Raw genomic sequence first — 13,846 nt, 5'->3', positions numbered from 1 at the left:
GTTAATAATTATAATTCGAGGTCACCGTCGAAGACTTCGTGCCAAGGCAGACCTTGTTTGTTCAGTTGTTCCATGAAGGGATCGGGATTGAAGTCCTCTACATTCCATACGCCCGGCTTCTTCCAGATGCCCTTAACAAACATCATCGCACCGATCATGGCAGGCACACCAGTGGTATAGCTCACACCCTGCATACCAGTCTCCTTGTAGGCCTCCTGATGCTTGCAGTTGTTGTATACATAGTACGTGTGCTCCTGACCGTCTTTGATACCACGGATACGACAGCCGATAGAGGTCTCGCCCTCATAGTTCTCACCCAGATCCTGAGGATTAGGCAGCACGGCCTTCAGGAACTGTAGGGGCACAATCTTCACCTTGGCAGTGCCAGAACCGTCAGCCAAAGGTGCTTCGTACTCAATCTCATCGATACGACTCATACCGATGTTCTGAATCACGTCGAGGTGCTTCAGATACTGTTCGCCGAAGGTCATCCAGAAACGACCCTGCTTGATGGTGGGATAGTTCTTTACCAGACTCTCCAGCTCCTCATGGTGCAGCAGATAACTCTCACGCGGACCGATGTTGGGGTAGGTGAGTGGCTTGTGAATCTCCAGCGGCTCTGTCTCAATCCATTGGCCGTCTTTATAATAGAGTCCCTTCTGGGTAATCTCGCGGATGTTGATTTCCGGATTGAAGTTCGTGGCGAAAGCATGGTGATGGTCACCGGCGTTACAGTCCACGATATCGAGGTAGTGGATTTCATCAAAATGGTGCTTGGCGGCATAGGCCGTATAGACACCCGAGACACCCGGGTCAAAGCCACAACCCAGGATGGCTGTCAGTCCTGCCTGCTCGAAACGGTCCTTATAGGCCCATTGCCAGGAGTATTCGAAGTGTGCCTCGTCCTTGGGCTCATAGTTAGCCGTGTCGAGATAGTTACAGCCACAAGCCAGACAGGCGTCCATGATTGTCAGGTCCTGATAGGGCAGGGCGAGGTTGATCACGAGTTCTGGCTGATAGTCGTTGAAGAGTGCCTTCAACTGCTCCACATCATCGGCATCCACCTGTGCGGTCTTGATGTCCATCTTGTAGCCAGCCTTGTGGATATCCTCCACAATCTTGTCGCACTTAGCTTTTCTGCGGCTGGCAATCATAAAGTCGGTAAACACGTCAGCATTCTGTGCAATCTTGAATGCTGCTACCGTTGCGACGCCTCCGGCGCCAATCATTAATACTTTTGCCATAATTCTTCTATTTTTTACCTTTTTACTTTTTTACCTTTTTACTTTTTTACCTTCTTACCTTTTCCCCTTCTTACCTTTCCCTGATTTCTTCGCTTCTGATACCTAAGGCTGCCATTAGCGAGTAACCCAGGATTTCCTGTCGGAAGTTGCCACCTGGCATGGGTTGCATGGCAAAGACGGTGATGCGCTTAGGATCATCGTCATCATCCAGACGATTCAGTGTCTCGCGTACCTTATTATATATATAGGCGTTCTCTGCATCGGGAATCACCATCACGCGTTTCACCTCTTTCTGACCTGTAATCAACTGCAGGGCATCTGTGAAATAATCCTCCCCTCCGGCAATGCTCTCTATGGGATAGGCACTGATGGTAAATTCACCCAGATGGTCTTTGAAAGCCTTGCCGTTCAACTCTTTCCCGTAGTCACTGGGGGTGAAATTCTCCAACTTCGTCTTGTCTTTCCGATGGATCAGCACGACCAGTGTCTCATGCTCCCCCTCTCGGATACCTCCGTCGAGAGCCACACAGTCAATCCACTTGGCAATGTCTGCCTGTGGAATCCTGCGGCCTATCATCCGCTCAAAGTTCACGATGAGGTTAAACGCTACTTTATCGACGTAGTCAGCATCGACGAGTATCACGTTTTCACTCCATTTCGCTTCTTGTAGGTTGTTGTTCATATCTAAGGTGCAAATATACGAAGATTTTCCTTAATCCACAAACTTTTTTTCTTTTTTTATACATAATCATAAATCACGGCTCAAATATCAAATATTGCGGGTCTGTCAGTGAAAAAAAGAGTAACTTTGCACACAACTATTAAATACGACAAGAATGAAGAGTGTATTGGAAGGACGTCCGGCCCTGAAGGCTGAGATTGAGAAGATTGCTGAGGTGGCAGGCTATCTGTGGCAGAACGGATGGGCTGAGCGTAATGGTGGTAATATCACAGTCAACGTGACAGACCTGGTGGACGATGAGATTCGTCAGTTGCCGGCTATCAGTGAGGTGAAACAGATAGGGGTTGAGCTGCCTGCCCTGAAGGGATGCTATTTCTATTGCAAGGGTACAGGGAAACGTATGCGCGACCTGGCTCGCTGGCCCATGGATAATGGCTCTATCATCCGCATCCTTGACGGCTGTGACTCGTATGTTATCATTGCCGACAATGCCGTGATGCCTACAAGTGAACTGCCCAGCCATCTGACGGTTCATGCCAGTCTGATTGAGAAAGGTAGCAATTATAAGGCCACCGTACATACCCATCCCATCGAACTGGTGGCTATGAGCCACTCGAAGCAGTTCCTTGGCAAGGATGTGCTGACTAAGATCCTGTGGTCGATGATTCCTGAGACAAAGGCTTTCTGCCCGTTAGGCTTAGGCATCGTTCCTTACCAGCTGCCTGGCAGCAAGGCTCTCGCCGATGCCACACTCCAGGAACTGGAGGATTATGATGTGGTGATGTGGGAGAAGCATGGTGTGTTTGCCAAGGGTCTCGACGTGATGGATGCTTTCGACCAGATTGACGTGCTCTCCAAGAGTGCCAAGATCTATATCAATGCCAAGGCTATGGGCTTTGAGCCAGAGGGTATGAACGACGAGCAGTTAGCTGAAATGACATTGGCTTTCAACCTGCCTAAATAAAAAAGGAAAAACAAACTACAGACAACATATATTTTGGTTTTAATTGAATCCCCGACGCTGTGAAGCATCGGGGATTTCGTTGTTATTGAATAGTGATAGTTGTTACAGGGCGGAGGTAAGTGGCATATCTACCTCCAACTATGAAATTTGTTGTATTTGGTAGAAATTCAAAAATACTATTTCCGTCTGTGCAGAAATAAGAGAATGACGGGCTTATAGTTTCGCCTCTCTCCGTTTCACTCAAGGTGTTTATCGAAGTGTAGTTAGACCGAATAAGACCAGCTTCCTCTTTGGTCATTAGCCGCCAGTTTGATGAGATAGTTGTTTCCCATGTTTGAAGTTTGGCATTTATCTTAGATGAAATAATCGCTTGTTCCTCTTTATCTTCAATAACATGTTGTTTTTGGCTTGGTGACAGTAAGGTTACATCATTCCCACTGACACTCAGCACATAGCAGCCAAGATATGTTGATCCTTGGGCGGGGATTTCTGGGGGTGTGGTTGTGCTGGAATCATCTGGCCCGAAGTCGAAGGATACATGACTGTCCTCTCCCCAGGCAACACCATTGATGGTTCCTGTCAGTGTCAACTCTGCAGGCTGGGTTGTCGGCTCCTTGTAGGTACCCTCGATGGTGATCTTGTGATTAGCCTCCAGTTCGTTCGGACAGCTATAAGAGAAGGATGTCGTTCCGATAGTGATCGTAATCGTGGGCTTGCCAACAGAAGGCAGCAGAAATACATCCTCCGTTGTCATCTTCCAGGTGGTACCGTCGCTCTGCTTGGTCAGGGCTACAGAGAAGGACCCGTCATCGCCTTGGTAAGAGCCGTTTAGCAGTATCGACTCCTGGATAGGACTGACCATTACGCTGACGTCTGTTGTACCTTCAGGCACATCCTTGATGATGACGCTTCTGAGGAGCATCACCTTTCGACTCAGGTTCAAGGTGATCTCATTAGTGTTACCATCGCTTAGTGTTACAGACGAATGTCCAATCATCAGGTCGCCATACTGCTCGCCCGACTTGAGAGCGATGGGTGTCGTCTTTGTCGCCTCGTCCTTTGAGGGCAGCGCATAACGGCTCTCGTCACTGGCTAAGGCATAGACATCGTAAGTGCCGGCAGGCAGGTTCTTCGTAAAAGAACTGCTCCCGGCATCCAATGTCTCCATGGTCACACACCCGTCGTCACTGTCAAACACATAGAGACGTACAGGACTCGTGACAGGATCCCCCTCACCACGTGTCATGACGGTCATCCTACTGTCAGATGCTGACATGTCTTCGTTAATCACTTCCTGAGCACAAGAACTCAGGGTTACCATTCCGCAAAAAGCGGCCACATAATGCAAAAAATACTTTCTCATGTCTTCCATAATGAAAATAGAATTAATTTTAACTGGTGCAAAGGTAAAGAAAAATCCCGAAACCACCAAATGATTCCGGGATTTTTTGTCAATTCTATATTAAAAAACTTAATAATCGTCGCCGTAACGCTCCTTCGTGATCTGGTGGAGTGTCTTGCCACGGGTATTGGGCATTCCCAGCAGACCCACGATAAGGGCGATGAGCAGCAGGACTACCATGCAATAAGCTGCCAGGGTAAAGCCCTCGCCATTGTCACCGTAGATGAAGGTGAAGACGAGTCCCCACACTGCCGAGAGACCACGCACGATGAAGAACAACAGTCCTTGGGCACCGGCACGGAACTTGGCAGGGAACAGTTCTGATCCCCAGAGGGCATAGAACACCTGTACCGAACTGCCGTTGTTGATACCCCATAGAATGGTGAATAGCCAGATGCCGCCTATCGTTGATACTCCTCCGCCAATAATCAGGATCCAGGCCGTCAGTGCTGCTGCCAGACCAAAGATATAGAAGAAGCGATGGGCTACCTTGTCAACAAAGAACGAGATGATGAAGGTGGTGACGACCACGAATACCCAACTGATACAGCTTAGCATATTGGCATCCTCATTGCTCAGTCCGCCAGCTGTCTCATAGATGTGGGGCATGAAGAATCCCATCACACTGGCCACGAGATTCCACGTGAGGTAGATGGTGGCAAGGAAGGCAACGGTCTTGACGGCAATGCGGTTGGTGAACAGCAATTTGATATTCTCGACGATACCGCTCTTGTCCTTGGCTTTATTGGCTGTAAACTCGGCGCTCTCTTCCAACTGGCGCTGAAGGTTCCATGCGATAAAGGCCACGATAAAGAGGGTGAGGAATACAACGCGCGAAGAGAACACCTGGATGGACGCCTGTGGCGCATCTGCTCCAACAACAGCTTGTGCCAGCGATTCTACCGGGGCATAGAGGAAACCGCCGGGAGCCAGGAGCATGCCGAAGAAAAGGATGACCATCGGGCCCACACCCCATGACATCTGTGAGATACAGATATTCCTGCCGCGGTTGTTGACCTCGGAACTCTCAGAGATATAGGTCCATGAGGCTGGCACACCGATACCCACGGAGATGCCTGTGATAAGAAAACCGGCCAGGAGCATGGGGAAGTTCATGGCTAACATCACAATGAGAACGCCCGTCATATAGACCAGCAGATTGTAGGTGAAGATGAACTTGCGTCCGAACTTGTCGGCCAGGAATCCACCAATGATGGCACCGATGGCTGCACCGAGAGCATTGGCACTCAAGGCGTTGAGCCAGCCGAGATGCATCTCCGACAGACCGAGGTAGTTCTGCCAGAGCGTCACACCACTGGCACCTGCCACGATGGCACCTGCATCGAGATAGTTGTTGAGCGAGACCGCAAGGGTACTCTTCAGGGAACTTGACTTTGCCATAGCCTTATCTGCACACGATGTCTACCTGGATATTGAAGATCTTGGCCACCTTGAGGATGGTGTCGATATGATGACCCACGGCAGCAGCCATGTGATGCGTAGGACCTGCCTCGCTCCAACGGTTACAGAACTCACGGGCTCCTATAGAGAAACGGGTACGCATGTTGGTGTCACCAAAGGTGAAGATCGGGCCGTCCTCATTCACACCCTCTGCCACGACAAACTTAAACACACCGTTCTTGTCCTGCGTGATACCGAGATAGGTCACAGGACCTGTGGGAGGATAGAACTGCGTCAGATAGCCGCCTCCTGTCTTTCCATGGAACACGGGCACGATCTTCATCGTGGGTTTCTTGGCCTGGGAGATGTCGAAGTCGCCCGAGCCACTATGACCGATGATGCAGATATCCTTGTCGAAGTCGATGCTGTACATCTCACTCAGTGTACCTGTGCCGGAGATGGTCTTCAGGATCGACATGGCCATGGCCACCTTCATGTCTCCCTCCACAGCACAGGCAGTGTGCTGCTTGATGAGCATCGAGAATGCGGGAATCAGCATGGAGTCGAGCTTACCGGCCACACCCTGCGCAAAACCGGCATAGTGCGAGGCAATCATGCCGAGCTGCTCATCCTTCACCCACTGTTCGAAAGCCACGACATATTTCGCCATGTCCCAGACTTTCTCGATGCTGCCGCCACCCTCAATCTCGAAGGTGTCGAGGATATCCTGTGCCTTGGCACGGATGGCAGCTTCGTCAGTGATATGATCGGCGATGGCCCACATCTGTTCCCAGTCAAACTGCTTCGTGTAGACATACATCCGGTGGTAGAGGTTAGTCTCGTCGATATAGAGGTCCATCATGCCGGGGTAGGGGCGACCTATCTGGGCTATGTTGGTATCGCGGAACCTGCGACGCACCTGGGCAGCCCTGCACCAGTCCTCTATCTCAGCCTGTACCTGGGGATCGCCACCCTCTACAACACCTGTAATCACCGCGTGGCGCTTACCGGCACGTTCCAGATCGGCCACCATCTCACCCACAGCACCACAGGCATAGAGCTCACCAAGCCATGTGGGGATGTCGGTCTTCTCATAGTCGGGGGCTTTCTTCTTCTGCACGTTGACGAGAATCACAGGCACATCGAGGTCACGCACGGCAGGCAACATATTATAAGAGGTGCAGTACGTGAGCAACTGCAGGATGACGAGGTCGACATCGGCAGCACGGAACTTATCCCCTGCAGCCATCGACTGCTCTTTCGTGGTCACCATACCACCGTCAACGATCTCTACTGTATCTGGCAGTGTCTTCTTAAACGCTTCATACTGGGCCTCGAACTCTGGTACGAGTTGGGGAAATTGAGGTAGGTATGCCTGCAAGGCAATGGAGAACACACCTATTCTGGCTTTGGTTTCTACTAATGGTTTACTCATAATTGTGATTTTTTTTATTATATTAGTTTTATTTGTTTGTTATCTTCAGATAGTTCTCATACGCTGCATCCCAGACAGCCTGGTCCTGAGGCTCATACCTGACGAGGTCGAGGCTGTTGGCAATGATCTGGCGCATCTCCCAGATGTCCTTCACCAGACCTGCTGCCTTGGCTTGCAATAGGATGTTGCCGATGGCCGTGCCCTCCTGAGGACCAGCCAGCACTGTCACGCCAGTGGCATTGGCCGTAAACTGATTCAGGTATTTGTTGAGGCTGCCACCACCGATGATGTGGAGCGTTGACAAGGGGATATCCGTAAACTCCTGCAGCCATTGGAACACCTGCTTATAGCGCAGGGCCAGTGAATCGAAGATACAGCGACAGATCTCTGCCGGGGTTTCTGGGATGACCTGATCTGTCTGACGACAGTATTGGCGGATAGCTTCCAACATCGAGGCTGGGTTGGCAAACATCGGGTCGTCGGGATTAATCAAACTGCGGAATGCCTCCACCTGCATGGCCGAGCCCTGCAACTCTGGGTGTGACATGCCTGCAGCTTCCTGGTCTGCTACTACAGGACTGGTGGCCCACTCTTTCCGACAACGCTCATAGAGCCACATGCCACAGATATTTTTCAGGAAACGGGTCGTTCCTTCAATACCGCCTTCATTGGTGAAGTTACGCTGGTAACTCAGGTCGTTGATGATGGCATCCTTGGTCTCGATACCCATCAGACTCCAGGTACCACTGCTGAGGTAGGCGAAGTGTGCGTCTTTGGCAGGGACCGCAGCCACGGCAGAGCCTGTGTCATGACCGGCCACGGCAATCACGGGAATAGCCCCCAGGCCAGTCATCTTCTGCACCTCTTCTGTCAGCGTGCCAATCACTGCCCCGGGCATCACCATCTTTCCGAATACCTCTCGTTTCAGTCCTAAGGATTCCAACAGTCGCTCGTCCAACTCCTTACTGCGAGGATCGAGCAACTGCGAGGTGGAGGCGATGGTATATTCACATACCTCCTGACCTGTCAGCATCCAACTCAGGGCATCTGGCACGAAGAGTATCTTCTTGGCATGCTTCAGGGCGGCATTGTCTTCCTGTCGCATGGCATAGAGCTGGAAGATGCTGTTGAAGTTCATCAGCTGGATACCAGTGATGTCATAGACCTCCCTGCGCGAGATGACATGCTCCAGATAGTCGTCCATCGCCTTAAAAGTAATAGGATCGCGATAGGCGCGCGGGTTTCTTAAGATGGCGTTGTCTTCCCCGATGAACACGAAGTCCACACCCCATGTGTCGATACCGATACTGGTAATCTCCAGTCCGCGTTTCGCCACCTCTTTCAGTCCGCGGATCATCTCAAAGTAGAGGGCATGGATATCCCAGTAGAAATGGCCACCCTGTTCAATGAGGTTGTTGGGGAAACGGGTCACCTCCTCCAGACTGAACGTCCCGTCCTCGATACGTCCGATGATGGTTCGTCCACTGGTGGCTCCCAGATCCACGGCGAAGAAATAGGTCTTTTTATCCATCTTAATTTTCGTTTGATTAGCAGATTCGCTGGCAAAGGTACGTCGTTTTTGATAGATATACCATTATTATTTGATTTTTAGTCTTGAAAATTTGATTTTAAACCCATATTTATTTTGCATTTCCCTCGAATTGCCGTACCTTTGCACCCAGATACGAACAATTATAATTATACTAGTCAAATGTCAACATTAACGATTCTGATTGTCACGGTTTTCTGTATCGGCTACCTGTGTATCGCCCTGGAGAGCCTGACAAAGATCAACAAGGCAGCCATTGCCCTGCTGATGTGTGTGTGCTGCTGGACACTGCTGATGATGGCGCCGGCATCTTATTACCCCGCTATTCCTGGTGGTGAGGTGATTCACCACATCTCTGAGGTCATCGAGCATCACCTCGGAGATGCCGCAGGTACCCTCTTTTTCCTGATGGGTGCCATGACCATTGTGGAGATTGTCGACTCCAACGGTGGCTTCAACTTCGTCCGCGATGCCATGAAAACCCGCTCTAAGCGTAAGCTCATGTGGCGCATGGCCTTTATGACCTTCTTCCTGTCGGCTATCCTTGACAACCTGACCACTTCGATTGTCATGATCATGGTGCTTCGTAAACTGGTTCAGTCACGTGGCGACCGGCTCATCTATGCCGCCCTGGTGGTTATCTCTGCCAACTCCGGTGGTGCTTTCTCTCCGATTGGCGATGTTACCACCATCATGCTGTGGATCAAGGGTGTCATCACCACACAGGGTGTACTCACCGAGATCTTCGTGCCCTCACTGATCTCTATGCTGGTACCTGCCTTTATCCTCCAGTATCAGCTGCAGGGTAAGTTCGACAAGTCACAGAACCTGCCCAAGGCCGATGTGACCCAATTCACCAAGGCCCAGCGCGATATCATCTTCTGGCTGGGTGTGGGAGGTCTCTGCTTTGTTCCCGTCTTCAAGACCCTGACGCATCTGCCACCGTTCATGGGCATCCTGCTCGTTCTGGGCGTGCTATGGACTGTGACCGAGATTTTCCATCATAACACGGCCGAGGACGATACGATGGCCAAACGTGTCTCTGATCTCCTCTCCAAGATAGACCTCTCCACCATCATGTTCTTCCTGGGCATCCTGATGGCTGTGGCCGTCTTACAGGAGGTGGGTGTCCTCACGATGCTGGGTTCTGTACTCGATTCTACCTTCGAGGGAAACCATTTCCTTGTCACAGGTATCATCGGCGTCCTCTCTTCTATAGTCGACAACGTACCTTTGGTAGCCGGTTGTATGGGTATGTATCCCGTGGCCGCTACGGGTGATATGGCTATAGACGGTATCTTCTGGCAGTTGTTGGCTTATTGTGCCGGTGTTGGTGGCTCGATGCTGATCATCGGTTCTGCTGCCGGCGTGGTTGTCATGGGCCTTGAGAAGATTACCTTCGGTTGGTATATGAAGAAGATCACGTGGGTGGCCTTTGTAGGCTATCTCGCAGGTATCCTGACCTATTGGATAGAAAGATCATTGTTCTTCTAAATAATTCATCCCCGCCAAATCGGCGGGGATGTTTTATTTCATCTTGATCTCACTGGGCTTGAAGCCCATCTTGGCCTTGAACTTGGCCGAGAAGTAGTCCGGACTCTCGAAGTTCAGCCGATAGGCAATCTCCTTGATACTGAGTTCTGTGGTGGTCAACAGCTCCTTGGCACGCAAGAGTCTCAGTTCTTGCTGGTAGGTGGCGGGCGAGAGTCCCGTGTATTCCTTGAACAGCTTACGGAAGTTACTGTAGCTCACGCCCAGCTCCTCGGCAATCGTCTGGATGGTCACGTCCGACTCCAGTGACTCACGGATACGCAGTCGCGCTTTACTCACCATATCCACCTGTTGTTGGTTCTTGTTCAGTTCGATGTTACGCTCCAGGGAGTACATGATACCAATCAGGTGGTTCACGAGCCCTGCCATCATCTGCTGGGCATAGGCCGCCTCTTCCATAGCTGCCTCGAAGGCCCGCTTGTAAAGGGTCTCAATGACTGCCGAATAGCCTACATGGTAGATGGGCTTCTCTGGTGACAGGAATCCCGCCTTTACACGGTCGTCCATGTTCTTGCCCTTGAAACCGATCCAGTTGCTCTTCCATCCGGTACGTGGGTTGGGATGATATGTATGCCATTCCCCGGGAAAGAGCAGGAACATGTCACCCGGCTTCAGCTGGGTCTTCGGACAGTGGGTGCTTTCAAATTCCCCCTCTCCCTCGGGGTTATAGAGTAGTTGGTATTCGTTGAGGATACGGCCCTTCTCAATATTGAAATAATAGCCGTCGGCATGCCCCTTGGTGGGATAGGGCTCCCCACGGGCTATGTCCTCATAGCCCACAGTGCTGACTGTCAGTCCCCACAAGGCATCACGCTCATTGGCGAGCAGGTATTTACTTTTTTGCATAGTCAGGATTCTGTTTTAGGGGGGGTAATTTCTCGGGGCGTCCATAACCAGAAGGTAGATCCATGTCCCTCACCTTCAGAGGTGACACCGATCTTTCCGCCACAACGTTCTGCAATGGCCTGACAGATACTGAGCCCCAGACCCGTACCCTGCACGAAGTCGTTGAGCTTGACAAAACGCTCAAACACACTGGCTTGTTTCTCCTTGGGAATACCGGCGCCGGTATCCTCACAATAGAAGTAGACACCATTGTCTTGCTCTCGGTAGCCCACCTTGATATGGCCTTGGTGGGTGTACTTCACGGCGTTGGTGGTGAAGTTGGTCAGCACCTGCTGGATACGGCCTATGTCAAGCACGACAGGGAAGGTGTCGTAGGGATTGTCCTTAATGAACTCCACCCCAGGTTCTTCCACGCGCTGGGCCAGGGTCTGGCAGATGTCGTTGAATACCACGGCAAGGTCGCAGGATATAGGCTTGATAGCGAGCGCCTGTCCCATGTTCGAGGCCTCCAGGATATCATTGATGAGGCGCATGAGCATGTCACAGTTGTTGCGGATGATACGGATGAAGTCCATGCGCTCTTGTTTGGTGTCTACCATAGGCAACAGGTCACTGAAACCTACGATGGCATTCAGTGGTGTACGGATCTCATGGGTCATATTGGCCAGGAAGGCACTCTTCATCTTACCGGAGTTTTCTGCACGTTTGGTCTCTTCTTTCAGCTTCTGTTGGGCATCCATCAGGTCAGTGATATTACGGGAGATTCCGAAATAGCCGATTCTCTCACCCTTTGAGTCATAGGTGGGAATACCGCTGATGGCATACCAGCCAGGTCCGCTTCCATCGTGAGTATGCTTGAAGTGATGAATCACGTTGAAGGGCTTGCTCATGAAGTCCGGGTCGGCAATGGCATTTCTTGAGCCTTGCTGCTCGCTTTCATCGATACGGTTGGTATAATCTTCAATAGTTTCGCTGTAGTCTGTTGTCTTGAGTGAATGGGAGAAGAAAACCTCGTTCGTACGCAGGTCCGAACGCCAGACTGTCATCTTACTATTCTCCAACAGGTACCTCAACTGTTCCTCATAGGCCTGGATCTTCTCGTTGGCCTTGTTCATCTCCTGTTCATGGTTACGCTGGTCCAGATACATCTTTCGTTCTGCACTCAGGTCTCTGGCTGTGGCGATATAGAAGCGCAGGTCACCCTCTTCGTCGAAGGTTGGACGAATCTTTAACTCAATATACCTGTAGATGCCTAGATCTGGGTAGAACATTCTCTGACAGACATGGAATACATCTTTTCTGGTCGGTTCAATCTGACCTTCGAGGGATGGCGTGTTGAACAGTGACATGTTGCGGAAGTATCTCTCTGTATCTTCATTGAAGTTACACAACTGGCGCATCTTCTGGTTGGCATCAATCATCATGCCCTCCTTGTTATAGAACGACATGGCAATCAGACTGGTCTCAAACATCTTGTGGAATTTGATACCTGTTTCCAGGTTCAACTGCTCCTCTATCAACTCTTCAGTCAGGTCCTTGACGGTATAGATGATATACTTCGGATGCCCGTTTTCTTTCTCCACAAGTGCATAGCCGTAATAGTCTTTCCACTGGGGCTGTTCTGCAGTGCCGGAGTTCAGACTCACGGTCATCTCAAAAGTCTGGATCTCTCCTTTGATAAGCCGCAGATTGTTCTCATGCAGCACCATACCTTGTTCGGGGCGCATCCCACTGAGGAACTCCGAGGATGGCATCCCCTCGTCAGGCACTACATGACCATGCAGGTTACGCAGGTGCTGGTTGTCGATGTCATATTCCACCACCGCATAGGCACCCATGTTCAGGGCCTGTGTCATCATGTGATTCAGGTCTGTCGACTTGTTGATGGCCATCTTCACACGGTTACGGATGAGCTGACTGAACAGGAAGGCGATGATACCGGCGATGACGACACCCACCAATAGAATCAGGGTGATGGGCGAGGTGTCGTTATGCACCTTGTCGGGATGGAACCACTTGTCGCGGATTCTTTCCATCTCTCCCGACTGTTCCATTCGCGCAAAGTTGTCATCGATGGCATCAATCAGTTCTTTGTCATAACCGATGATGCGGAGCTCACCGGCGGGGATGTCTATCTCATCGAGCACCACGTCCTCCACACCATATTCCCGGATCTTCATGCTGAGGGGAATCTCTCCCCAGATATAATACTTGTATTTGCCACTCCTGATACCTGTCAAGGCTTCTCTCGACGAGTGGTATTCGGTCTTGAACACACGGTCTCTGATCTCAGAGATACGCAGGGCCGCATAGTCGTTTTTTTTCAGGATCAGCGTGTCTTCCTCCGTCAATTTGCTGATTTGGTTCAGAGGTGGCGTCTTCTTATGACGGGCCACCCGGAGGTTGTAGTAGGTGATCATGTTCTGCGTCATCACATAGGGACGCTGCTTGTATTTGAATGTCAGGGCATGGATAAGGTCGGCCTCCCGCTTCTCGAAGGTCTCGGTACACTGGTACCACTCCTTCATGACAAACCGATGGGGAATCTCCAGCTTCGTCAGGATGATGTCGAGCACCTCCACATTGTAGCCGTCGGGCTCGCCTCGGTCATTACGGAACTCATAGGGCGGGAACTCCCAGTCGCTGACGATGGTCAGCGGGTGATCTTCGGTATATTCCCGGATAAACAGTGCCTTTGCTGTCTGTATATGGCATACCGACAACAGGCAGGCGGCGATGAGGATATATATTTGTCTCGTCATGATGTCTCAA

The 13,846-nt window shown here is 50.9% G+C and carries 10 protein-coding genes; 2 read left to right on the top strand and 8 right to left on the bottom strand.

Going from position 1 to position 13,846, the window contains the following annotated elements:
* Positions 1-8: 8 nt before the first annotated feature.
* Complete coding sequence (locus BMY16_RS02385) at positions 9-1,244, bottom strand: saccharopine dehydrogenase family protein (RefSeq protein ID WP_091839545.1); 1,236 nt, start codon at positions 1,242-1,244, stop codon at positions 9-11.
* Positions 1,245-1,314: 70 nt separating this feature from the next.
* Positions 1,315-1,926, bottom strand: coding sequence for a DUF6621 family protein (locus BMY16_RS02380; protein ID WP_091839543.1), 612 nt, complete (start codon positions 1,924-1,926; stop codon positions 1,315-1,317).
* A 154-nt stretch (positions 1,927-2,080) separates the two neighbouring features.
* Between BMY16_RS02380 and rhaD the strand changes: the two genes are divergently transcribed.
* A complete protein-coding gene (gene rhaD, locus BMY16_RS02375) occupies positions 2,081-2,890 on the top strand; it encodes a rhamnulose-1-phosphate aldolase (protein ID WP_091839540.1) in 810 nt (269 codons plus the stop codon).
* Between the two features lie 82 nt (positions 2,891-2,972).
* Here rhaD and BMY16_RS02370 read toward each other — a convergent pair whose 3' ends face one another.
* The 4 genes from BMY16_RS02370 to BMY16_RS02355 form a co-directional block, all read right to left on the bottom strand.
* The gene (locus BMY16_RS02370) at positions 2,973-4,253 is read right to left on the bottom strand and encodes a FimB/Mfa2 family fimbrial subunit (protein WP_170835975.1); all 1,281 of its coding nucleotides are present in this window, start codon (positions 4,251-4,253) and stop codon (positions 2,973-2,975) included.
* A 108-nt stretch (positions 4,254-4,361) separates the two neighbouring features.
* On the bottom strand, positions 4,362-5,693 hold the full coding sequence (locus BMY16_RS02365; RefSeq protein ID WP_091839535.1) for an MFS transporter: 1,332 nt from the start codon (positions 5,691-5,693) through the stop codon (positions 4,362-4,364).
* Positions 5,694-5,697: 4 nt separating this feature from the next.
* A complete protein-coding gene (locus tag BMY16_RS02360; RefSeq protein ID WP_091839532.1) occupies positions 5,698-7,128 on the bottom strand; it encodes an arabinose isomerase in 1,431 nt (476 codons plus the stop codon).
* Between the two features lie 28 nt (positions 7,129-7,156).
* Positions 7,157-8,659, bottom strand: coding sequence for a rhamnulokinase (locus tag BMY16_RS02355; RefSeq protein ID WP_091839530.1), 1,503 nt, complete (start codon positions 8,657-8,659; stop codon positions 7,157-7,159).
* 180 nt (positions 8,660-8,839) lie between these two features.
* Here BMY16_RS02355 and nhaD point away from each other — a divergent pair, with 180 nt between their 5' ends.
* Positions 8,840-10,171 carry a sodium:proton antiporter NhaD gene (gene nhaD, locus BMY16_RS02350; protein WP_091839527.1) on the top strand — a complete coding sequence of 444 codons (1,332 nt, stop codon included), beginning with the start codon at positions 8,840-8,842 and terminating at the stop codon, positions 10,169-10,171.
* A 33-nt stretch (positions 10,172-10,204) separates the two neighbouring features.
* Here the strand turns inward: nhaD and BMY16_RS02345 are convergent, their stop codons facing one another.
* Together BMY16_RS02345 and BMY16_RS02340 are read right to left on the bottom strand one after the other, a co-directional pair.
* On the bottom strand, positions 10,205-11,074 hold the full coding sequence (locus tag BMY16_RS02345) for an AraC family transcriptional regulator (RefSeq protein WP_091839525.1): 870 nt from the start codon (positions 11,072-11,074) through the stop codon (positions 10,205-10,207).
* Positions 11,075-11,076: 2 nt separating this feature from the next.
* Positions 11,077-13,836, bottom strand: coding sequence for an ATP-binding protein (locus tag BMY16_RS02340; RefSeq protein ID WP_091839522.1), 2,760 nt, complete (start codon positions 13,834-13,836; stop codon positions 11,077-11,079).
* Positions 13,837-13,846 lie beyond the last annotated feature (10 nt).

Source organism: Prevotella sp. ne3005, from assembly GCF_900110085.1.
Classification (GTDB): Bacteria; Bacteroidota; Bacteroidia; order Bacteroidales; family Bacteroidaceae; genus Prevotella.
Note: the sequence above shows the minus strand (reverse complement) of the source record. Positions and strands in the feature narration are given on the sequence as shown.

Coding starts and splice junctions, on each gene's coding strand:
- BMY16_RS02380 (WP_091839543.1), bottom strand. CDS start 1,926: ATGAACAACAACCTACAAGAAGCGAAATGGAGTGAAAACGTGATACTC.
- BMY16_RS02360 (WP_091839532.1), bottom strand. CDS start 7,128: ATGAGTAAACCATTAGTAGAAACCAAAGCCAGAATAGGTGTGTTCTCC.
- BMY16_RS02345 (WP_091839525.1), bottom strand. CDS start 11,074: ATGCAAAAAAGTAAATACCTGCTCGCCAATGAGCGTGATGCCTTGTGG.
- BMY16_RS02370 (WP_170835975.1), bottom strand. CDS start 4,253: ATGAGAAAGTATTTTTTGCATTATGTGGCCGCTTTTTGCGGAATGGTA.
- BMY16_RS02355 (WP_091839530.1), bottom strand. CDS start 8,659: ATGGATAAAAAGACCTATTTCTTCGCCGTGGATCTGGGAGCCACCAGT.
- BMY16_RS02340 (WP_091839522.1), bottom strand. CDS start 13,836: ATGACGAGACAAATATATATCCTCATCGCCGCCTGCCTGTTGTCGGTA.
- BMY16_RS02365 (WP_091839535.1), bottom strand. CDS start 5,693: ATGGCAAAGTCAAGTTCCCTGAAGAGTACCCTTGCGGTCTCGCTCAAC.
- nhaD (WP_091839527.1), top strand. CDS start 8,840: ATGTCAACATTAACGATTCTGATTGTCACGGTTTTCTGTATCGGCTAC.
- rhaD (WP_091839540.1), top strand. CDS start 2,081: ATGAAGAGTGTATTGGAAGGACGTCCGGCCCTGAAGGCTGAGATTGAG.
- BMY16_RS02385 (WP_091839545.1), bottom strand. CDS start 1,244: ATGGCAAAAGTATTAATGATTGGCGCCGGAGGCGTCGCAACGGTAGCA.